This is a genomic window from Advenella incenata, assembly GCF_004217095.1.
GTDB classification, from domain to species: Bacteria; Pseudomonadota; Gammaproteobacteria; order Burkholderiales; family Burkholderiaceae_B; genus Advenella; species Advenella incenata.
On sequence record NZ_SHKO01000001.1, the window covers coordinates 55,382 to 77,466 of the forward strand.

Genomic DNA, 22,085 nt, shown 5'->3' on the forward strand with positions numbered 1-22,085 from the left:
CTCTGTTTTTTAACGGAGCCCGTTTTTATTTGCGTCTTGGTTGGCGATGTTTATTCTGGAAAAATAATTACCTGGCGTCGCATCGAGTCCAATTTATACGGCTAGGGCCGCATGCTTATCGTTTTTTGGGCAATTAAATAGGAACAAGATCCCTGGATTTTCATTCAGCCATGACGTGACGAATTCCGAGATTATGGGACGAGCGACTGCATCAGTGCAAAACGTAAGCATCCGATCATTTAAGGCAAATGATGATCAGGTCCGGCGTATGAAGGGGTTTACGTAGACGAGTAGGTGTTCTTACACGCCGTTTGATCCTGTTAATTTGTAATGGATGAAAAGTGTTGATCGAAAATTATTTTCATCTCCCTAATGAAACTATCTACCACTTTTGGCCTAGGCTGGTGTGATGGAAAGACCATCGAAAATGCGTATGGAATGTTAGGAACTATAGGTCGGCAGACGACTCTGGGATCATGTAGGAGCGCTGCTGTGAATGGGTCGGCAAGCGTTATTCCCAGCCCAGAGGCGACAAGACTACATGCTGATAGAGCATGTGTTGTTTCCATAACGGGACGGTACTTCACGTCAGCTGCTTTTAGTGCCATTTCGACGCGCATGCGAAGAGGGCTATCCGATCGTAGAGAAATTATTGGTTGCCCCTCAAGGTCGGTGATATTTACTGTATCTTGCTCTGCAAGGGCATGATTGTGTGGTAATACGCAAACAACTGCAGCATCGGGTTGTGGAAAGAAGTCAACGCCGGGATATTCGGCACCTATAAAGCCGACGTATCCGATATCAACCTGATTGGCCGTGACGAGTTCTAGAACGCCCTGAGACTGGCATATGTCCAATGAAACTATCACCTGAGGGTGTGCCTTCGAAAACGCTCCAATCCCATCACTTAAGAATCCTAACCCTAGCGCACTAATGGTGGCAATGCGCAGCGTTCCGACACGTGCTGCCTTTAGATCATTCGCGATGAGTTCTATTGATTCCATACCACGATAAAAACGTTCAACTTCTCGAAAGAGTCGTCGTGCTTCGTCTCCGGGAATCAGGCGATTGCCCTCTCGTCTGAAAAGACGTATTGATAAAGTCGCTTCCAGGTCTTTAATTAATCTACTAACGGCAGGCTGGCTGACCTTTAGCATTTCTGCTGCCAACGTCATGCTGCCTGTGCACATAACCTTATAGAAGGCCTCAAGCTGTTTTGGATGAAGCGCCATATCTAATGCCTTTTCGAGGCTAAATAGCCTTACTTAGAGTTTCGTTGCGATTCTCGAAGTATAACATTTCATTATGCGCGTCCAATATTCTGTGCCGTTGTTTATATCTTGGGTGGATACTATGATGCAGGCATAGAAATTCATTCAGTGGAAATTATCATGGTTCGGATTGGAATTGATGTAGGCGGCACGTTCACGGATTTCGTGATGACGGATGTCAGCACGGGTGCATTGTCTTATTTTAAGGTGCCCTCGTCCCCTGCAGATCCATCTGTGGCGATCGAGGAAGGGACTCGGGAAATGCTGCGGATATTCTCTGTGCAGCCTCAGGACGTTGAGTACTTCGGTCACGGGACTACGGTAGCGACCAATATGGTAATAGAGCGCACGGGAGTGAAGACCGGCTTGGTTACGACCAAAGGGTTCCGAGACGTGTTGGCGGTCGGCCGCCAGACACGTCCTTCTTTGTACGATCACGGTATTCAGAAGCCCCATCCACTTGTGCAGCGGCGCCATCGGGTCGAAGTTGACGAACGTTTATCCTCGAACGGAGAGCCGCTGAGAGAACTTAATGAGGAAGCGCTTGAGGCGGTTGTAAAGGAATTGATAGCCGATGGAGTGAAGGCTATCGCGGTCACATTTCTCCATTCGTATCGAAACCCGGCTCATGAGCAAAAGGCTCGTCGTGTGATTCAACGCATTGCACCCGAAATACATGTAAGCGTTTCATACGAAGTGCTGCCTGAGTTTAGGGAGTTCGAGCGCACATCGACGACGGTGCTTAACGCGTATATTGCGCCGCGTATGCAAACCTACTTGGATCGTCTTCGCACCCGGTTAGCCGATGTTGGATTAAAGGTCGAGCCATTGACATTCCACTCTAATGGTGGACTGATGCCGCTGAATACTGTGGCAAGTCTTCCCGTTTTAACTTGTCTTTCTGGACCTGCAGCGGGCGTGGTGGGGAGCGCTGTCCTTGGAGCGGCTGCAGGAATTTCAGAAATTATCACGTTCGACGTTGGTGGAACAAGCACGGACGTGTCGATCATCTCTGGCAGCCGCCTCAGTTTTACGTCGGATCGCTTAGTAGCCGGATATCCTGTGAAAATGCCAATGGTGGATATCCACGTTGTAGGGGCCGGCGGAGGGAGTATCGCGAGGCTTGATGAGGTTGGGGCATTAAAAGTCGGTCCCAGAAGTGCTGGTGCGGTGCCAGGTCCTGTCGCCTTTTGTAAGGGAGGTACCGAAGTCACGCTTACTGATGTAAACATTGTTCTCGGCAGACTAAATCCTGTGGCGTTGCTTGATGGGCGTATGACGGTTGATCACGAGCGTGCAGCGGCAGCGATAGAAGAGCAGATTGGGCGACCATTAGGTTTGAGCGTTGAGGAGGCGGCATACGGTGTCTTGAGAATTGCCGTGGCAAATATGAGTCGAGCTATTCGGGCCGTTTCTACGGAACATGGGCATGATCCGGCTTCCTTTACCTTGTTTGCCTTTGGTGGTGCCGGCCCCCTTCATTCGGTAGAGGTCGCTCAGGAATGCGGAATTAAGCGAGTATTGGTGCCTCAAGAGCCTGGCACGATGTGTGCCAGGGGCATCCTGCTAGCAGATGTTAGTCGCGATTTTGTGCGTACTCAGTTGCTTCCATTGAACAAAGACACGTGGAGTTCGGTGGGGCAGGCTTTGCAGGAGATGCGACAGGAAAGTGATGAATGGCTAGCTCATGAACATATTTCAGAGGAAAGTCGACGGTTTTTCTTCCACATTGACGCCCGTTACCGGGGTCAGACACATGATATCCGGGTTTCGATGAATCCCGATGAAGATGGTATGAACGAGTTTGTTGAAGCGTTCCATCAGGCTCATCGAGCACAGTACGGGCACGACAATCCGGATTATGCGGTTGAAATTGTTAACTGTCGCGTACAAGCAGTTGGGCTAGTCGCTAAAGATAGTGAGTCGGCTCCGGCACAGACGAAAGGTGAACCTTCATGGAGTGAACGTAAGGTCTATTTCGGTACGGGAGTAGGCTGGCGGACAACACGTGTGTATCAACGCGCTTCTCTGTCTGTCGGAACAGAGTTGATCGGTCCGCTAATCATTGAAGAGATGAGCTCGACGACAGTAGTGCTCGAAGGTCAGCGCGTGAGTGTTGATCCGTCAGAAAATATCCTCATCCAAATTTGAAATCATTTATCGAGTATTTCTATGAGCCAAGATAATATATTCTCCCATGATCTGGACTTCGACCCTATTGCAGTCGAGGTATTTACTAATCGCCTGTTAGCCATTACCGAGTCAATGGCAAGCAATATGATGAGGGCGTCCTTTTCTCCTCAGATCAAAGAGCGTCGTGATTTTTCCGTTGGTCTGTTTGACCGATCTGGGCGTCTAATCGCGCAAGGGACACATATTCCAGTACATCTTGGATCTCTAATGGGGTCAGTAGAAGCCGTGCTGGCGCGATGGTCCGAAGATGAAATTAAGGATGGAGATGTGTACGTCTGCAACGATCCGTATGCGGCAGGAGGCACCCATTTACCTGATATTTCCATTATCACTCCCGTATTTGTTGAAGAGTGTTTAGTGGCATTTGCTGCCAATATTGGACATCATTCCGATATTGGCGGCGCTATCCCTGGGTCGACCTCAGCAAAAGCACGCAGCATATTCGAAGAAGGGATACGCATTCCTGCTATCCGTATTGCTCGGGGACTCCGGGTCGATGAAGACCTGCTTTCAATGATTGCTCTCAATTCTCGACTGCCAGAGGAGCGATCTCTTGACCTGCGCGTTCAAATCGCCACAAATGAGCACGGAATGAAGGCTGCGCAGGCACTTATATCCCGGATGGGAGGAAGTGACTCTTTTCTGAACGCGGTTGATGGCGTATTGAGTTATACCCTGCGCAGGGTAGAACATCGTATTTCAAACCTTCCGGAACGAGCCGGTAGTTTCACTACATGGCTTGATGATGACGGTAGTGGTCACGGTGATCGCGTTCCATTAAAGGTTAAGGTTTACAAGGCTGGCAAGCAGCTAATCGTTGACTTAGAAGGTAGCGGCCCGCAATCGAAAGGAGGCCTTAATGTCTCAGAGAGCGCATTGCGTGCTACCGTTTATTACTGCGTAAAAGCAATGCTTGATCCCGATCTCATGGCAAATAGAGGAATGACTGATGCCATTGTAATTCGAGCACCCGAAAAAACTATCGTCAACCCTCAATCACCTGCTGCATGCGGCGCCCGCACCATCACATGTCAGCGATTAGCAGGGGCTATCATCGGAGCGTTAGGCCAATTGGTATCGCGCGAGCGGGCAATCGCTTCAAGTATGGACACGTTACCATCAATTTCATTTTCGGGAACCTATCCCGATAGTGGGCGTATCTATCTTTGTGGAGAAACTCTTGGTGGTGGAGCCGGTGCTACTGACGTGGCTGATGGCATGGATGGTATTCATGTTCACATCACTAATTCACTCAATCTACCGACGGAAATACTAGAAAATGAGTTTCCGTTGCATGTCGAATACTACGGATTCGCCGTCGATTCTGGTGGTGCAGGTCGCCATCGGGGAGGGCTAGGAATCGCGCGGGAAGTTCGAGCGTTACAGGATGGCACTATCTTTTCCGCTCGGTCTGACAGCCATATTCAGGGTGCTGCAGGAGCTGAGGGTGGTGGTGAGGGGGGACTTGGTCAATTAAAACGTAATCCTGGTAAAGAGAACGAACTTATCTTGTCATCCAAGATATCGCATCTCATTTTGGCTAAAAACGAGACAGTTCGCATAGAAACTCCTGGAGGGGCTGGTTTCGGAGAACCAGCATTGCGTTCACCAGAATCGCTAATTGCAGATTTGTTAGATGGTTTGGTTTCTGTTGACGTTGCGCGTCGGCAATACGGTGGGGATTTAGTTGCCAAAGCGTTAGCGCTTTCCGGCACTGCATCTTCTGCCTAATTTCAACCTGGACGAACAGATTTCCAACGTATTTATGTTCGCCCTGTAATCATTCATAGGATTATCCGATGGGAAAAAAAATTCGCCCAATTTCAGCCCGAATTTCTATCGCAACTGTAACATGCGTCGGGATTCTCATGGTTGCTTCCGGTTCTGCACAGGCTGAGCCTGATTATCCAGACCGACCAATAAAGATTGTCGTTCCCTTCGCTGCTGGTGGATCCACGGATTTGGTTGCTCGATCGATGGCTGAAGGTTTGGGAAAACTCTGGCGCAAGCCAGTGGTTGTAGAAAATAGGGAGGGTGCGAGCGGTACGATTGGCGCACGAGTCGTGGCTAATGCTAAACCGGATGGTTACACCCTACTTTTTGGCACGCAAACCACTGTAGCTGTAGCTCCGCATATCTTGAAAACAAAGCCATACGACGCGGAGAAGGATTTTATACCGATTACTGAGCTGGTTCACACCACTCAGTTACTATCAGTACCCAAGTCATCCAAATTCCACTCGTTAAAGGATTTCATAGTATATGCCAAGGCTCATCCTGATGAGTTGACTTACGGCGGGGGATATGGGGCAACCACTGACATGTCTATGCGACTTCTTATGTCCGCTGCAAATATCGACCTTCTTGGCGTTCCGTACAAAGGTTCCGCCTTGTCAATGAACGATCTCTTAGCTGGAAGGTTGGATGCGATGTTTGACGTTGTCACGACTAGCTTGCCGCACGTAAAGGCAGGAAATCTGCGCGCGTTGGCCACTACGAGCCCGAAGAGGCTTCCTACGTTTCCTGATGTTCCTACATTTGCAGAGGAAGGATACCCTAATTTCCCGAACGTATGGTTCGGACTGTTCGCGCCAGCAGGAACACCGTTTGACATCGTTCAGAAAATTGCAGATGACAGTCGGAAGGTATTGAACGAGCCGGAGCGTAAAAAAATACTTGTAGCAGCACCTTTATCAATTGTTGCGAGTAGCCCTGAGGATTTCACTAAGCTAGTGCAAGACGAAAATAAGACCTGGCTGAAAGTGGTTAAAGATTACAACTTGAAAATACAGTGATCTTTATTTTTCTCCTAAATTTTAGAAAGGCTAGGAGAATTACTGTGCTTCGGATAGTGAGAATTTATAAGCTGATAGCTCGGGAATGGAATTTAATGGATCCATCTCTGATAGGACGTAGAGCCTGGTCTTCTACAACATCCTACTGGTAGTTTGAGTTGCTACAAAGAGGGGGATATGTGAGTAATGCTATGACCTGGAGACTTGCTGATTGGCAATCAGTAGACAAGGAGAGATCTGATGATCACACGTTTTAAGGATGTTCAAAACGCGAGTAAGATTAACCAAGTCACTATCTACGTTGATGGTGCACCGCGTGAAGTAGCATCAGGAATCAGTCTGGCTGCTGCATTACTACGCGATGGATTATTGACCTTGCGTACTCACCCAGTTACGCAAATGCGTAGAGCACCGTACTGCTTGATGGGTGTTTGCTTTGAGTGCTTGCTGAAGGTAGATGGACTACAGCAGCGCGCTTGCATGGTGATGGTGAAGAGTGATATGGAAGTAAAAACGCAATGACTCAATACGATCTTATCGTAATCGGAGCCGGGCCCGCTGGTATGGCGATGTCGACTGAATGTGCGCAATCAGGGATGAGAGTGTTGTTACTTGATGAGCAGCCAGCACCTGGGGGACAAATATATCGAGCTGTGACGGAATCTAGATTAGAAAATGCGACAGTACTTAATAATGATTATTGGCGTGGAGCTCAGCTCAGTGCCGGCCTTGATTGCCAAAATATAAAGTATGTTAAGGGTGCTCGGGTTTGGTATGCGAAGCCTTCCGTTGAGGTTTGGTATAGTTTTGATGGCCATTCTATCAAGGCTACAGCAAAATATATTGCCATCGCTATCGGTGCGCGTGAAAGACCTGTCGCTATTTCTGGCTGGACTTTACCTGGTGTCTTTTCGGCTGGCGCTGCCCAAGTTTTGCTGAAATCGGCAGGGATTGCTGCAGATGACGTTGTTTTGGCTGGATCAGGGCCATTGCTTTATCTTGTCGCTGCTCAATATATCTCGGCTGGGAAAAAAATCAAGGCATTACTCGACACTACCCCATGGGGTAATTATCAAAAAGCGATGAGGGGGCTTCCTGGGGCAATCATTCAAGGGCAGTTGTACAAAGGACTCCAACTCCTTGCAAAAATACGTTTAGCTGGAATTTCGGTTCACAATGGAGTGAAGGACGTACGCATTTTTGGAGATCAATCGGTACAGTCAATCTCCTGGAGAAAAGGCGTGAAGACACAGGAGCTGGCGTGCGAGACGGTCTTTCTTCATGAAGGATTGGTTCCAAATATCGAATTTTCTGTGGCATTAGGTTGTGATTGGTCTTGGTCATCTGTGCGTTGTGCTTGGGAGATAAAAGTCAATGAAATTTGGGAAACTTCGCTCCCGAATGTCTACGCAATAGGTGACTGTGCACGAATTGTCGGTGCTGATGTTTCAGAGATTCAAGGACGTCTTGCAGGGCTACAGCTGGCACGAAAGGCGAACGGTAAAGAGGTAAGTGAGCGTGAAGCAAATTTAGTTAGGCAACTGGCTAAGCACATGCGATTACGCCGCTTTTTAGATCAACTCTATTCGCCCTCAGATGAGAATTTGCTCACACTTGAATCTGATACCGTGGTATGTCGGTGTGAGAACGTTAAGATTCATACACTAGAAGAATTAATTGATAAAGCTCAGGGGAATCTGAATTTCATCAAGAGTCTTACTCGATGTGGCATGGGTCCCTGTCAGGGGCGAATGTGTTCCCACTCTGTGGCTGTACTTGGGCGAATTCATCAACTTGCAGGAGTAGCTCCCTCCCGTCAACGTCTTCCGTTAGCACCGATAACTATTAGTGAGCTTGCTGCTCTAGAGGACATCGAATGACCGCATTTACTGCACAAGTAGCCATAATAGGTTCGGGCATACAGGGGTCAGCAGCTGCTAGAGAGCTCGCCTTTAGAGGTGTTGATGTTATTGTTATCGAAGCAGAGTATGCTGGGCGCCATGCATCAGGCGTGAATGCTGGAGGGGTTCGGACACTGAACAGAAGTATTGCCGAGCTGCCTTTAGCATTGGCTTCTAAACGGCTGTGGTCGCGTATTGAGGAACTGGTTGATGATGACTGCGGCTATCGCCAGGTCGGCCAGTTAAATGTGGCTGTCGATGATGAGTCTTTGGAACGATTTCGCCGTCGCAATGATGAGTTTATTCGCGCAAATATCCCTCACGTCGAGCGCTTGTTGACACCTGAAGAGGTACGCGAAATCTTACCAGACTTTGCAGGCCCTATAGCTGGCGGTGCTTATGTACCTGATGATGGCTACGCTTTGCCATTTCATACAACTCAGGCATTCCGGCGTAAGGCTGAGGCTCTAGGGGCAAGATTCATCGAGGGTGACGCGGTTCAAGCAGCTAAGAAAGCAGAGAATGGATGGCGTTTATTTACTGCTAGCGGACATGAAGTTCGTGCTAATCAGATTATAAATTGCACAGGAGCCTGGGCAGCAGAGATCGGAAAATTGTTCGGCGATAAACTCCCGATTCAACCGAATGGTTCAATGCAAATTGTAACCACTAGGCTACCTGCCTTTCTGCCTGTGGTAGTCGGCGTATGGGGACGCTCGATGTCGGCGAAGCAATTCGAGAACGGTACAGTTGTTCTCGGAGGCGGGCGTCGTAGTCCTGTAGATATTAAGACAAAACGTGCAGATTTAACTTTGCCCGGGTTGGTATTAGCGGCACGACAGGCCTCTACATTTTTTCCACTATTGGGTAAAGCGACTATTGCTCGGAGTTGGTCGGGAATTGAAGCATTTACTCCAGATGGAATGCCTGTGATCGGTTTTGGTAGTGCTCCAGGAGTGGTGCACGCCGCCGGCTTTTCAGCGCATGGGTTTCAGGTAGGGCCTGCAATTGGTGTTGTACTGGCTGATTTGGTTACGGCTGGACGGTCATCGATTCCTATAGCTGCTTTATCTTTGACTCGCTTCAATGAGAACAGAGGTCATTAATAAAAAATGCAGGCATGGCCTTCGCTTCAAAACACAGCAGCGTATTGTCGTGCTATCGGAGTTTGGATACGCTTTTACAATCATCGGCGCCTACACCAAATGTTGACTATGATAACGCCGACTACCGCAGTAGCATTAGTCGCGTAAGTTGAGCAGAAAACGCTGGGTCATTACAAATACGCTTCCACGTCCGGTATCGCTTAAATTTGCGCCAGTCCACCGTCAACGAAGACTTCGCTGCCAGTCATAAAGCTGCTCTCGTCAGAAGCCAGGAATAAGGCGACAGCGGCGATCTCATCCGAATCTCCAATGCGTCCAAGCGGCGCTCCCTGAGCGAAATTGGCCAGCAAACTCTCTTTTTTTCCCGAGCTCTCCAGTACATTAAACAGCCCTGGCGTTGCTGTGGAGCCAGGAGAGAGCACATTTACGCGGATCCCCGTTCCCTGCAGGTCCAGCGCCCAGCTTCTGGCAAAGTTACGAATTGCCGCTTTCGAAGCACTGTAAACGCTAAATGCCGGTGTGCCCATTGATCCGGTTGTCGAGCCGGTCAGAATAATCGAACCGCCGTGCGACATGAGCGGCAGCGCCTTCTGCACGGTAAACAGTGTCCCTTTTACGTTAACGTTAAACGTATTCTCATACGATTCCTCGGTAATTGCGCCAAGCGGCTGAAGTTCACCCAAGCCCGCATTAGCGAAAAGGATGTCAACTTTCCCTTTCACTTGCCCAATGTGAGAAAAAATACGTTCCAGATCAATCAGCTTTGATATGTCACCCTGAATCGCAAGCGCTTCATGGCCTATCAGCGCAATGGCTTCATCAAGCTCTTTCTGACGGCGTCCTATGATGACCACCTGCGCGCCTTCCTGGGCAAAGCGCCTGGCCGTAGCCAGACCTATACCGCTATTTCCGCCGGTAATCACCGCTATTTTTCCTGCTAATCTACTCATAACGCCCTCCTAAACTGTGGAAGGTCATAGCATAAACAACGTTAAACAATTAGTATAGTATGCACTTTTTGGTAAGTACCTGGCGAATGTGAACTTATATGCTAAATCAGAATTTCAACTGTGGTCTGGAAGCGTCGTTGGCGGTACTAAGCGGGAAGTGGAAACCGCTAGTACTGTTTTACCTCGCCCACGAGGTACATCGTTACGGGCAGCTGAAGCGCGCCATTGGAAAAGTAAGCGACAAGGTATTGATTCAACAGCTAAAAGAGCTTCAGCAGGATGGCGTGGTCGAACGTACCGACTACGGCGAAATTCCGCCCAAGGTTGAGTACTCCTTAACCGGTTTCGGCCACTCGCTCGCTCGCGCGCTAGCGCCACTCTGTCAGTGGGGAGAGCTGCATACGGAACAGATTAGAAATATCGTGCGCAACCGAGAGAAGCCGCAGAGCGATCGCCAGTAAGCGGGGGTATCCAACAACTGCTTTCGCATGCGCGCCCGAGGCCCCCGTACCGGGCCCGGTTGTGTGCGCGCGGAGACCAATGTCTACAAAATGAGGGGTCTGGTGGATGAGCCAGGCCTCGTCTGGAAACATCGTGGTTCTGTGATGGTTGGAAGCAAGCCAATAGTAGGATTCAATCATCGTTTCGTCTCTTTTGTGAAACTTACGTCAGGGTTAAGAAGCGCTAGCGCTGGACGGACCATCCCTTCGAGCAATTCTCGTTCCGGTCGTGTTCTCGCTATGACGCGCAGTCCGATATGGACGCCCAGTAGTAGCCGCCCCAGGTCAGTGGCAGATTGGGTTGCTGTTATCGTTCCGTCTTGCTGGCCGGCTTGGACGCATCGACGAAAGAACGCCTCGATATGTTCAAGAACCTCGGTGACAATCTCTCGGAACTCTGGATCGTGGGGCGCAACTTCTAATGCCGAATTAACAAGCATGCATCCTTTTCGCTGACTATCGGTCAGGGATCGTTGAATGATCTCTGAAAAAAAAGCGCTAATTGCTTGAGGTGGAGATAGCTTGCCTTCAAACCGGCGCACACGATCTGCGAAGCTGGTTTCGATGTAATGATTGAGCGCCCTGCGATATAAGGATCGTTTGTCGCCGAAAGCGTTATACAAGCTTGCGCCGGTCAATCCCATTTTTTCGGCAAGCTCTCTGGTAGAGGTTGCTTCGTACCCACGTTCCCAAAAACAGTCGATAGCGGCAGCTAGCACTTCAGTTTCATTAAATTCTCTTGGTCGGCCCATAAAGCGGTTGCCTATAAATGTGACACATGCCAGGTGTTAATCTAGTACTTGACCATTTTAGATCGATCGCTTTAGAATGGTCAAGCATTCAGTGAATGATTTTCCGCCTGTTAAAGAAGTCTTCTAACTTCGACGCTCACTTTTCAAATGTTTTGGCAAATGCAAACATGTCCCCCAACTTGACACCACCTGTACGATGGATCCGTGGCTTGGCCTTTGCTGCGATCTCCGTTTTAATATTTTCCGGATGGTTCGTGGTTACGCGATTTACGGTCACGCATCAGTTGCGCATCTGGGATGTCACAGCGCTGCGCTTTGGGGCTGGGGCGATTCTGCTGGCTCCGGTGCTATTTAAGCAACGCCTGTCGGCGGGGGCGTGGCTGGAAGGCCTGCTCTATTCTGTGCTTTGGGGGGCCCCCTTTGTGTTGCTCGTCGCTACCGGTCTGAAGCTCACCACGGCTGCGCAGGCGTCATCAATTGTTCCCGCGCTAATGCCCGTAATGACTGGTTTGATTAGCTGGTATCTGACGAAACAGCGACCTGCTGGTTCGACGATCGGGAGTTACCTGGCTATATTGATGGGTTTGGTTGCGCTGGTGGCCAGTCGCCCGGAGACTGACGGCGCGATTGATACGCTGGGCTATGGTGCGCTGGTGCTGGCGGCACTGACTTGGGCTGTTTATTCGGTACGCTTTCGCACTAGCGAGCTGTCCGCGCTCCAGTCTGCTGCGCTGATTTGCTTCTGGTCGGCGGTGGTCTTCATCCCAGTGTATGTCGGATGGGACCTGTCAAGACTGGACCAAGCGTCCACTAATGAAATCGTGTTCCAGTTTGTCTACCAAGGCGTATTCATGAGCGGTGTGGCGCTCTTTGCCTATAACCGGGCGGTAGCCGTGCTCGGTTCCGGCGCCGCATCGGCCATGATGGCGCTGGTTCCTGTTTTGGCAACGCTTTTAGCGGTGCCTGTATTGGGTGAAGTGCCGTCCTTGCTTGGGGTTGCGGCAATCATCATTATCTCGCTGGGCGTTCTTATTGCTGCCAGACGTCCATTTCCTGTTGCCATTATTAAACGTGCCAAGTAGGAGGCATTACACATGATTCGTTTCTATTATCATCCGACACCAAATCCGGCCAAAATTTCACTCTTTCTCGAAGAATCCGGATTGGATTACGAGGTCGTGCCAGTGGATACAAGCAAGGGGCAGCAGCACGATCCTGAATTTCGCACAATAAATCCGAACGGCAAGGTCCCTGCTATTGTAGATCTGGATGGGCCGGGTGGTATACAGGCGACGGTCTTCGATTCTACGGCAATTCTGATTTACCTTGCAGAGAAGACGGGGCGCTTTCTCGGCCAGGCCCAGGATCGTCCGCAGCTGTTGTCGTGGCTGCTTTTTCTTGCCAGTGGCTTGGGACCGTTTTCGGGGCAGTCGGTACACTTTCAGCATGCAGCGCCTGGGGGACTGGACTATGCCGTCAATCGCTACCGCCGCGAAGCCGAGCGTCATTACAAGGTCTTGGACGACCATTTGGCTGATCGGGAATTTATCGTCGGCAACGAATACACCATCGCCGATATGTCTGCTTGGGGATGGCTGGACCGAGCATCCAGGGTGATGAAGGGCACTGAAGATCCGTTGGCGCTTTACCCGAACATCAAACGTTGGTTTCAAGGCATCGATGCAAGGCCGGCCGTTTCACGCGCGCGGATGGTTGGCACCGATATTGCATTTAAGAAGGTCAATGATGAGCAGACTCAGCGTGCGCTGTTCCCTTCGAATTTTCTGCCGGCGGCCTGAACAGCCGTCCATAAATCGTACTTTGAGGTATAGATAAACATGAACGTACAGGGAAAGAAAGTTTTGATTACCGGAGGATCGAGCGGTATTGGGCTGGCTACGGCCACCGAGCTTGTCCACAAAGGCGCCCAGGTCTTTATCGTTGGGCGTCGTGATAACGTCGTTACGCAGGCGGTTGAGCAGCTACGCGCGGCTGGCGGGCAGGCCGATGGCATTGATGCGGATGTTGGAACGAAGGAAGGCCGGGGCCGAGCTTTGGCGGCTGCCCGAGTCTCGATGAGCGGGGTAGATATTTTAATTAACAGCGCAGGAGGCGTGCGTGCGGGCAGGCTGGAAGACACGCCGGAATGCGATATTGAAAAGATGGTGCAAGTCAATTTATTGGCACCCATTCTGTTGGCGCGAGCGGCAATGCCAGACTTGCGTGCGTCGCGCGACAGCATGATTGTGAATGTGTCCTCCGGCATTGCTCTTGTGGGGGTACCCTTCTATACGACTTACGCGGCGGTCAAGGCGGGGATCTCGCATTTTGGAGAGGCGCTACGACGGGAGTTGAAAGGTGAGGGCGTGCATGTGCTGACGGTCTACCCCGGCGCTACCGATACGCCGATGATGACGTCATCGAGAGCGGGTCCCGATCTGGGTTTCGTTCGTGAACCGGCTAGCGCAGTGGCCAAGGCCATTATCCAGGGTATAGAAACCAACGCACTGCAGGTCATTCGTGGTGGCGAGGTGCGTGAGGCGATGATTGCACAGAACCGCACAGATCCTCTTGTACTGGACGACAAGTTCACATCGCTCAAGCCCAAGCTTGCCGAAGCGGTAAAGGATCATTTTGCACTCTGATTTTGTAAAAGGAGCGTTCCATGGCGGATACCAAAGCTATTGTATTTGATCTGTACGGCACGTTGTACGACGTTCACTCGGTCGCTCAGCAGTGCAATGTATTCTATCCCGGGCAAGGTACGAAAATCAGCGAAATGTGGCGCCAGAAGCAGCTCGAATATACCTGGTTGCGCAGTTTGATGGGACAGTACATTTCGTTCGAGCAGGCGACCCATGATGCGCTCGTCTACACCTGCAATCACTTGAAGCTCTATCTCGACGAGAAGACTTGTGAGGTGCTGTGCGAGGCTTATCTGAACCTGTCGCCGTATCCTGAGGTGCCTGGCACACTGCAGCGCCTGAAAGACATGGATCTGCCGTTGGCCATCTTGTCCAATGGGTCGGCTTTCTCGATTGACAGTGTGGTTAAAAATTCAGGTTTGCGAGAATATTTTTCTCATCTGCTTAGCGTTGAATCCGTCGGCGTGTTCAAACCCGATCAACGCGTTTATACTCTCGCATGCGAAGCCTTGGGTCTACTACCTTCTCAGATTCTCTTTGTATCGTCGAATGCCTGGGATGCATCGGGCGCACGCTATTTTGGGTTTGACGTTTGCTGGATAAATCGTCGCGACAATACGTTTGACGAATTGGGTACTTCGCCCTCATATGTGGTTGGCGGGCTGGATGGAGTGCCGGAAATTGTCCGTGGTTCGGTCTCCAGCACATGAGGTTACATCCTAACAAAGACGTATATAACTTGAAGCGTATATGATAAAAATATTGTTTTAATTCAATGAATTAGTTAGCAGTTTTTACCTTTTTTCAAATTTTCATTCATTATGAGAATTTGAAAAAAGGCATTCTCACAATTAATGAAAAAACTTGTAGCGATACAGATTGCCAAACAGGCTCCGATGTTTTATCGGAGCCTGTTTTTATTCGAGCAGAGCTTATCTTTACTTTCAATGATGCGCTACATTTTTATTAGGGCATGTTGCAGCATGCATTCCTGGCCACCCATAATCTACAACCGAGCATGAGTGGTCAAGAAAACGACCGTGCCAGCAAACCCTCCGGCGCAATATCTATATAGACTTTCATATCAGATTATCCATCCTTGCATGTCGGATCGTTGGCAAAGGTTGATTCGCCGTGCTGGACTAGCTTGCGTCCGGACAGTTTACGCAAGGCGACGTAGAACACTGGGGTCAGAAACAGGCCGAACAGAGTGACACCCAGCATGCCGGCGAACACCGTGACGCCAGTCGCCGCGCGAATTTCTGCGCCGGCGCCATGGGAGAACAGCAGCGGAACGGTGCCAGCGATGAAGGCAATGGAAGTCATGACTATCGGACGCAGACGCAGGTGGCAGGCTTCCAGCGCCGCTTCGATGATGCTGCGGCCCTGCATTTCCAGTTCGCGGGCGAACTCAACGATCAGGATCGCGTTTTTGCATGCCAGGCCTATCAGCACCACCAGGCCGACCTGTACGAATACATTGTTGTCGCCACCGGTCAGCCAAACGCCGAACAGCGCGGACAACAGACACATCGGCACGATCAGGATCACGGCTAGCGGTAGCGTCCAACTCTCGTATAGCGCGGCAAGCACCAGGAACACCAGCAGCACGGCGACCGGGAATACCACTAATGCCGCCTTGCCTTGCGTCGCCTGTTGGTAGCTAAGATCTGTCCATTCGATTTGCATGCCAGGCGGTAGCACCTTCTGCGCCAATTCGGCGATTTTGCCCATCACCTCATTCGAAGACAACACGCGCGGATCAGCGCCACCGGCCAGGTCGGCGGCCGGATAGCCATTGAAGCGCAGCACCGGATCGGGGCCGAAGGTCTGTTTGATCTTCACGACGCTGCCGATCGGCACCATCTCGCCGCGGTCATTGCGGGTGCGCAGATTGGCGATGTCTTCAATATCGTCGCGGAACTCGGCGTCTGCCTGTGCTATTACCTGCCAGGTGCGGCCGAACTGGTTAAAATCATTGACGTAAGCGGACCCGAGATAGGTCTGTAACGTGTCGAATACGCTGGTCAACGGCACACCCTGAGCCTTGGCCTTGACCCGATCCACTTCAGCATCAAACTGCGGCACGTTGGCCCGATAGCTGCTGGCCGGATAGGTCATGCCAGGCGTCTGAGAAATCGCGCCTTGCAGCGCCCCCATGACGTTTTGCAGTGCGCCGTATCCCATGCCTGCGCGGTCTTCAACGTATAAGGAATAGCCCGCGCCATTGCCAAGCCCCAGGATCGGCGGCGGCAAGATTGAGAACGTGACGCCTTCCTGCAATGCAGAAATCTTCTGGTTGATTTCAGCATTGATTTGCGCGGCACTGCGTTTGCGTTCAGAGAACGGCTTCAGGACAGGGAAAGTCGCACCCGTATTCGGTGAATTCGTGTTCTGCAATGGGTTCAAGCCTGGAAATGTCACCGTATGCGCCACGCCTTCTGTGTTCATGGCGATGTCGACAACCTTTCTGAGCAGCGCGTCGGTGCGTTCGAGCGATGCCCCTGCTGGCAAGATGACACCGGTGACAAGATAGCCTTTGTCCTGGTCGGGTACGAAGCCGCCTGGTACCGCCTTGAACATCACGCCGGTACCGAGCAACAACAACGCATACACCAGGAATACCGCGCCGCGCCTGCCCAGCACGCGAGATACGGCGCCCTGATATTGAGCAGCACTCTTTTGGAAGAACCGGTTGAACGGACGAAATAGCCAGCCGAACAAGCGGTCGATCACGCGAGTCGGCGCATCTTTTGGGGCATCGTGCGGCTTGAGCAATAGCGCAGCCAAGGCAGGAGACAGGGTCAGGGAGTTGACCGCCGAGATCAACGTGGAGATGGCGATGGTGGTGGCGAACTGCTTGTAGAATTCGCCGGTCACCCCCGAGAGGAACGCCATGGGCACGAATACCGCGCACAGCACCAGTGCAATGGCGACGATCGGACCGGAAACCTCCGTCATCGCCTGATGCGCGGCGGCCATCGGGGTCAGCCCTTGCTCTATGTTGCGCTCTACGTTCTCGACCACGACGATGGCGTCGTCCACCACGATGCCGATCGCGAGCACCAGCCCGAACAGGCTCAGGGTGTTGATCGAGAAGCCCAACAGGTACAGCCCCGCGAAGGTGCCAACGACCGACACCGGCACCGCAACCAACGGGATGATCGACGCGCGCCAGGTCTGCAGAAACAGGATGACCACCAACACGACCAGCAGTACTGCCTCCAGCAGCGTGCTGACGACTGCCTTGATCGAGTCGCGCACAAAGATGGTGGTGTCATACACGGACTCATAGCTGACGCCGGGTGGGAATCCCTTCTGGATCTCATCCATCGTGGTAATCACCTGGTTTCGGATGTCCAGCACATTGGCGCCAGGTGTCTGGAATATTGGCAACGCCACGGTGTTCTTGCCGTCCAATTGTGCGCGCAAGCTATAGTCGTTTGCGCCAAGCTCCAGACGGGCCACGTCGCGCAGGCGCACAATCTGGCCGTCGCTGCCGCTCTTGAGCACGATATCGCCGAATTCCTCGACGGTGGTCAATCGTCCCTTCGCATTAATCAAGCTCAGAAATTGACTATTGGGCATCGGTTCGGCGCCAATCTGGCCAGCTGACACTTGCACGTTCTGCTCGCGCATTGCCGTGACGACGTCGCTTGCGGTCAGGTTGCGGGCGGCGACCTTTCCAGGATCGAGCCAGGCTCGCATCGCGTAGTCGCCGCCGCCAAACACTCCGACGTCGCCGACACCGGGAATCCGTGCAAGCGTGTCCTTGACATGCAAGCGCGCGTAATTTCGCAGATACTGCGAATCGTAGCGGTCGTCCGGCGAGACGAGGTTAACAACCATCAGGAATGTCGGTGACTGCTTTTGTACGGTCACGCCCTGGCGGCGCACGTCTTCGGGCAGACGCGCTTGCGCCTGGGCAACGCGGTTCTGCACCCGCACGGTGGCATCGTCGGCGTTCGTGCCAGGGCGAAACGTCACAGTCATCTGCAGCACGCCATCAGAGCCGGCGACCGACTTCGAGTACATCATGCCTTCGACGCCGTTGATCGCTTCTTCCAGGGGAGCGGACACGGTTTCGGCAATGACCTTGGGGTTGGCGCCCGGATACACAGTGCGCACCACCACTGACGGTGGCACGACGTTAGGGTATTCGTCAGCCGGCAGGATCGGGATCGTAATCAGGCCGGCGGCGAAAATCACGATAGACAGGACCGCAGCGAAGATCGGGCGGTTGATGAAAAACTTTGAAAAATCCATGGCGCCGATTTCCTCAGTTATTCGCGACGTTGGCTGCGATCGGCTGCATCGGCACGGCTTTCGCATCAACCGGAAGGCCCGGCATGTACACCTTATCCACGCCGTCGACGATCACCTTGTCGCCAGGGGCGAGGCCGCTTTCGACAATACGCAGGCCGTTGGCCTTGCGGCCAAGCTTGACGTCGTGGCGCTGGGCCTTACCCTTCTCGTCAACAACCCACACGTACTTGCGATCCTGGTCGGTCAACACCGCCTTGTCGTTGATCAGCAGTGCATCGAACTGCCCGCTGCCGAGCAGGCGCACGCGTGCAAACAGGCCGGGAGTGAGAGCTCCGTCTTTGTTGTCCAGTACGGCACGCATACGAATGGTGCCGGTATTGCTGTCGATCTGGTTGTCAAGAAAGTCGACGGTACCGCGATGCGGGAATCCATCTTCGTCGGATAAGCCGACCTGTACGGGCAACTTGCCGTCCAGATCGCTACCACGCCGACCGTTGCGCGCCATTTGCGCATAGTGCAGGAACGCACTTTCATCGGCGTTGAAATACACGTATACCTTGTCCTGCGAGACCAGCGTAGTCAGTACACTGCCTGCATCGTCGGCGCTGACCAGATTGCCGGCTGTGACTTCGGCCCTGCCTGCAAGACCCGAAATCGGTGCGCGTACTTGTGTCCACTCAACGTTTAGAAGCGCGGCACTCACGGCAGCCTCCGCCGCCTGCGCATCCGTTTGTGCGACTGCGGCGGCAGTGCGTCGTTGTTCGTACATCTCGGTGGACACGGCCCGCTGAGCGACCAGCACCTGCGCCCGTTTGGCTTCGCTGGCACTTTGGCTGGCATGCGCGCGCGCACGCGCCAGTTGGGCTTTGGCCTGTGCCAAGACAGTGCGGTAGCTGCGCGCATCGATGACGAACAGCACATCTCCCTTGTACACCTGGCTGCCTTCGGTGAAGGCGACGCGCTCTATGTAGCCGGAGACGCGCGGGCGCAGTTTAACGGTTTCGACTGCATTAATACGCCCGTTGTAATCGTCCCACAGTCTGACGTCTTGCAGCGCTACTTGGGCGACGCTGACTGAGGGAGGTGGCATGGACGCCGTTTGGGGCTGGTCACTGCAACCGGTCAGCATCATGACTGTGATGGCAATGACAACCCAGGCGGCCAATATTGGTCGCTTGCGGTAAGACATAATGGAGGAATACATTGAAGGTGCTTCTGTTGAAAATGAAAGGAAAAATCAAAACAGGGACGCTGGACCACAACTGCAATACCGTGTGTCGTGCAGTGCAGAGTGCAGAATTCGGTCCGGTCTGGCGAGGTCAAATGCCAATTGATTACAATATAGTCTTAACCATAAAATAGATAAATAGTTAAAAATAAGATAGACTGTTGTCCATAAAGACAATAATTGCTATGAGTTTAATCAAACCGTTCCAGAGGGTCGGGTTCACCTCGGTCTGTTGGTTGATATCTAAATTAAAAGTTACCTACTATGTCTACGAACACATTAATAGATCTACCAGAAATGAGATTATTCGCGGCGGTTGTAACCGATGGTTCCTTCACGGCGGCCGCGGATCGACTCGGCACGGATAAGGCGCGCGTCAGCCGCATCGTCCGACGTATGGAAGAAAAACTCGGCGCTCAGCTTCTTACCCGATCGACACGTCATCTGAGCGTCACCGAGGTCGGGCGCGACTACTTCGAACGCGCCATGTGCATCCTGACTGCCGCCGAGGCAGCCCAGGCTTCGGTAGCGCAACAGTCCAGAGAGCCAAAAGGGCTGATCAGAATCACGGCGGGCGCTGAGTTCGGGACCTTGGTCGTGGACGAATGGATCGCGGCGTTTTTGCGGCAGTCACCGAAGGTGACGGTGGAGGCCGAATACACGAGCCGCGAGGTCGACATCATTCATGAAGGGTTCGATGTCGCGATTCGCGTTGGTACGCTCGATGATTCAGGGCTTTCTGCCCGCAAGCTCGGCGAGATGGTTTTCGGGTTGTATGCAGCGCCTGATTATTTGAATCGCGCACCGGCGGTATCCACAGTCAGTGATCTGAAGCATCACGATCTGATCATGACAAGGACACGTGGTCGCTCGAACTGGTCCCTTGTCAATGGACCAAACACAGAGAGGATCACGGCGTCCCCGCGCTCTGCGGTCAATAGTACGATCTCCGCGAGGAACCTGGCTCTTGCAGGACTTGGGATCGCGCAGTTGCCTCGTTTCATGGCTGAGCCGTATCTGACCGATGGCACGTTGTCGAGGGTACTTCCTGATTGGGCAGATGCCCCCGCTCCTGTTCACGCCGTATTCGCATCGAGCCGGTATATGGATCCCAAAGTGCGCAGTTTTGTGGATCTTATTTTGAGCACGTTTAAATGCGGTGACTGTAGTTCACGGGAAATGACGGACCGACTGGAGCAGATTGCAGCTTAGCCACTTACTATTGCACCCATCGAGTTAGCCGATGTACCGTTCTGTGGGCAAGATGTAGAGTTATGTGCTGCGCCTGGGCGCCATTGGTCTTGCGCTACCATTGATGTAGAAGATGAGCGATCGTTTTGGCGTAGTTCACTTATAATTGATCGGCCGTCACTCATCAGCGCTTCAAAATACACCCTTATGCGTATTCGTCACCTCTCAACGCTCATCGGCGTCATGCTGTCCTTTACATCCACTTCGTTTGCCAATACGTCTTCGGGCACAAATACGGCACCCTGGAACGAGTGGATTTCCATCACGACCGAAGGCGAAGGGCCCGATCTTATTTTAATTCCAGGACTCGCTTCGTCGCGAGAAGTCTGGAGCAAGCAGGCTGTTAATCTGCGAAAAAATTACAAGCTGCACTTGGTTCAGATTTCCGGTTTTGCCGAATCCGCTCCTGCGGCCAATACGGAAAACGGTGTGGCCAAACCGGCAGCGCAAGCCATTGCAAATTATATCCGTGATAAGCATATTCATACTCCGGCGATCATCGGACACTCTTTGGGCGGTGAAATTGCACTCATGCTTGGCGCTCGCTATCCAGAGCTGGTGGGCTCACTCACTATCGTCGATGCGCTGCCCTTTTATAGCTTGCTGTTTGATCCCCGGGCTACTCCCGAGATAGTGAAGCCTCGTGCGCAAATGATCAGAAGTGCAATGCTAGCGGCGCCATCAGATCAAACACTTGCGGCACAAACCCAGGCGATCGCCTACCTCGTCAAAACCGAGGCGGAACGGCCTGCGATTGTCAGATCAGGTATGCAGTCTGACCGCAAGACGGTTGCGAATGCAACATACGAGTTAATGACAACGGATCTTAGAGCGGAGCTTGAGCACATCCGCGCTCCTGTAAAGGTCATCTATGCTCATGATGCTGCCTATGGTATACCGCCATCTGCTGTAGATAGCATGTACAAGAATGCTTACCACTCAGCTCCTAAGGCTATATTCCAACGCATTGATGATAGCTTTCATTTTATTATGCTCGATCAGCCTGAGCAATTTGAGCGTGCATTGACCGAATTCCTTAAGCAGGCCAAGTGAAGTGCGGTTGGCGTTCAATAAAGGGGTCTGATGTGGCCACGAGAATCAGGGGTCTGCATAGATGGCCATTAGCACTTCAAATCGGTTGAGTTGAGCTAAATACATTGAGCAACCGCAGCAGATAACGGCTCTAGAATAGAGGTGGTGAGTAGATATAGTTATTAACTACCTCGC

At 52.0% G+C, this 22,085-nt stretch carries 18 protein-coding genes; 13 read left to right on the forward strand and 5 right to left on the reverse strand.

Annotated elements, in window-relative coordinates; genetic code table 11:
- Positions 1 to 320 precede the first annotated feature (320 nt).
- Positions 321 to 1,232, reverse strand: a complete 912-nt coding sequence (locus EV681_RS00225) for a LysR substrate-binding domain-containing protein (RefSeq protein WP_130303000.1) — start codon at positions 1,230 to 1,232, stop codon at positions 321 to 323.
- Positions 1,233 to 1,391: 159 nt separating this feature from the next.
- On the opposite strand from EV681_RS00225, the gene EV681_RS00230 reads away from it, so the two are divergent.
- The 6 genes from EV681_RS00230 (at position 1,392) to EV681_RS00255 (ending at position 9,266) form a co-directional block, all read left to right on the forward strand.
- Complete coding sequence (locus tag EV681_RS00230) at positions 1,392 to 3,422, forward strand: hydantoinase/oxoprolinase family protein (protein ID WP_130303966.1); 2,031 nt, start codon at positions 1,392 to 1,394, stop codon at positions 3,420 to 3,422.
- Between the two features lie 21 nt (positions 3,423 to 3,443).
- Entirely contained in the window at positions 3,444 to 5,195 is a 1,752-nt protein-coding gene (locus tag EV681_RS00235) for a hydantoinase B/oxoprolinase family protein (protein WP_130303001.1), read from the forward strand.
- Positions 5,196 to 5,263: 68 nt separating this feature from the next.
- Positions 5,264 to 6,259: a Bug family tripartite tricarboxylate transporter substrate binding protein gene (locus EV681_RS00240; RefSeq protein ID WP_130303002.1), complete on the forward strand. Its 996-nt coding sequence runs from the start codon at positions 5,264 to 5,266 to the stop codon at positions 6,257 to 6,259.
- Between the two features lie 240 nt (positions 6,260 to 6,499).
- On the forward strand, positions 6,500 to 6,781 hold the full coding sequence (locus EV681_RS00245) for a (2Fe-2S)-binding protein (RefSeq protein WP_130303003.1): 282 nt from the start codon (positions 6,500 to 6,502) through the stop codon (positions 6,779 to 6,781).
- The gene (locus EV681_RS00250; protein WP_130303004.1) at positions 6,778 to 8,139 is read left to right on the forward strand and encodes an FAD/NAD(P)-dependent oxidoreductase; all 1,362 of its coding nucleotides are present in this window, start codon (positions 6,778 to 6,780) and stop codon (positions 8,137 to 8,139) included. The genes EV681_RS00245 and EV681_RS00250 overlap by 4 nt, the downstream gene beginning before the upstream one ends.
- Positions 8,136 to 9,266 (forward strand): NAD(P)/FAD-dependent oxidoreductase, encoded by a 1,131-nt coding sequence (locus EV681_RS00255; protein ID WP_130303005.1) that lies wholly within the window; start codon positions 8,136 to 8,138, stop codon positions 9,264 to 9,266. Before EV681_RS00250 ends, EV681_RS00255 begins: the two co-directional genes overlap by 4 nt.
- 200 nt (positions 9,267 to 9,466) lie before the next feature.
- On the opposite strand, the gene EV681_RS00260 is transcribed toward EV681_RS00255, so the two are convergent.
- Positions 9,467 to 10,216: an SDR family NAD(P)-dependent oxidoreductase gene (locus EV681_RS00260; RefSeq protein WP_130303006.1), complete on the reverse strand. Its 750-nt coding sequence runs from the start codon at positions 10,214 to 10,216 to the stop codon at positions 9,467 to 9,469.
- A 98-nt stretch (positions 10,217 to 10,314) separates the two neighbouring features.
- Here EV681_RS00260 and EV681_RS00265 point away from each other — a divergent pair, with 98 nt between their 5' ends.
- Positions 10,315 to 10,677, forward strand: coding sequence for a winged helix-turn-helix transcriptional regulator (locus EV681_RS00265; protein WP_130303007.1), 363 nt, complete (start codon positions 10,315 to 10,317; stop codon positions 10,675 to 10,677).
- Positions 10,678 to 10,853: 176 nt separating this feature from the next.
- Here the strand turns inward: EV681_RS00265 and EV681_RS00270 are convergent, their stop codons facing one another.
- A complete protein-coding gene (locus EV681_RS00270; protein ID WP_130303008.1) occupies positions 10,854 to 11,468 on the reverse strand; it encodes a TetR/AcrR family transcriptional regulator in 615 nt (204 codons plus the stop codon).
- Between the two features lie 167 nt (positions 11,469 to 11,635).
- On the opposite strand from EV681_RS00270, the gene EV681_RS00275 reads away from it, so the two are divergent.
- The 4 genes from EV681_RS00275 to EV681_RS00290 are packed head-to-tail and all read left to right on the forward strand — an operon-like array spanning position 11,636 to position 14,823.
- Positions 11,636 to 12,550: a DMT family transporter gene (locus EV681_RS00275; protein ID WP_130303967.1), complete on the forward strand. Its 915-nt coding sequence runs from the start codon at positions 11,636 to 11,638 to the stop codon at positions 12,548 to 12,550.
- A gap of 12 nt (positions 12,551 to 12,562) precedes the next feature.
- A complete protein-coding gene (locus tag EV681_RS00280) occupies positions 12,563 to 13,267 on the forward strand; it encodes a glutathione S-transferase family protein (protein WP_130303009.1) in 705 nt (234 codons plus the stop codon).
- Between the two features lie 39 nt (positions 13,268 to 13,306).
- Positions 13,307 to 14,113: an SDR family NAD(P)-dependent oxidoreductase gene (locus tag EV681_RS00285; RefSeq protein WP_130303010.1), complete on the forward strand. Its 807-nt coding sequence runs from the start codon at positions 13,307 to 13,309 to the stop codon at positions 14,111 to 14,113.
- A 20-nt stretch (positions 14,114 to 14,133) separates the two neighbouring features.
- The gene (locus EV681_RS00290) at positions 14,134 to 14,823 is read left to right on the forward strand and encodes a haloacid dehalogenase type II (RefSeq protein WP_130303011.1); all 690 of its coding nucleotides are present in this window, start codon (positions 14,134 to 14,136) and stop codon (positions 14,821 to 14,823) included.
- Positions 14,824 to 15,202: 379 nt separating this feature from the next.
- On the opposite strand, the gene EV681_RS00295 is transcribed toward EV681_RS00290, so the two are convergent.
- Positions 15,203 to 18,379, reverse strand: a complete 3,177-nt coding sequence (locus EV681_RS00295) for an efflux RND transporter permease subunit (RefSeq protein WP_130303012.1) — start codon at positions 18,377 to 18,379, stop codon at positions 15,203 to 15,205.
- Between the two features lie 13 nt (positions 18,380 to 18,392).
- Positions 18,393 to 19,568, reverse strand: coding sequence for an efflux RND transporter periplasmic adaptor subunit (locus tag EV681_RS00300; RefSeq protein WP_130303968.1), 1,176 nt, complete (start codon positions 19,566 to 19,568; stop codon positions 18,393 to 18,395).
- A gap of 336 nt (positions 19,569 to 19,904) precedes the next feature.
- Here EV681_RS00300 and EV681_RS00305 point away from each other — a divergent pair, with 336 nt between their 5' ends.
- Positions 19,905 to 20,819: a LysR family transcriptional regulator gene (locus EV681_RS00305; protein WP_128393960.1), complete on the forward strand. Its 915-nt coding sequence runs from the start codon at positions 19,905 to 19,907 to the stop codon at positions 20,817 to 20,819.
- Positions 20,820 to 21,005: 186 nt separating this feature from the next.
- The gene (locus EV681_RS00310) at positions 21,006 to 21,911 is read left to right on the forward strand and encodes an alpha/beta fold hydrolase (RefSeq protein WP_130303013.1); all 906 of its coding nucleotides are present in this window, start codon (positions 21,006 to 21,008) and stop codon (positions 21,909 to 21,911) included.
- Positions 21,912 to 22,085 lie beyond the last annotated feature (174 nt).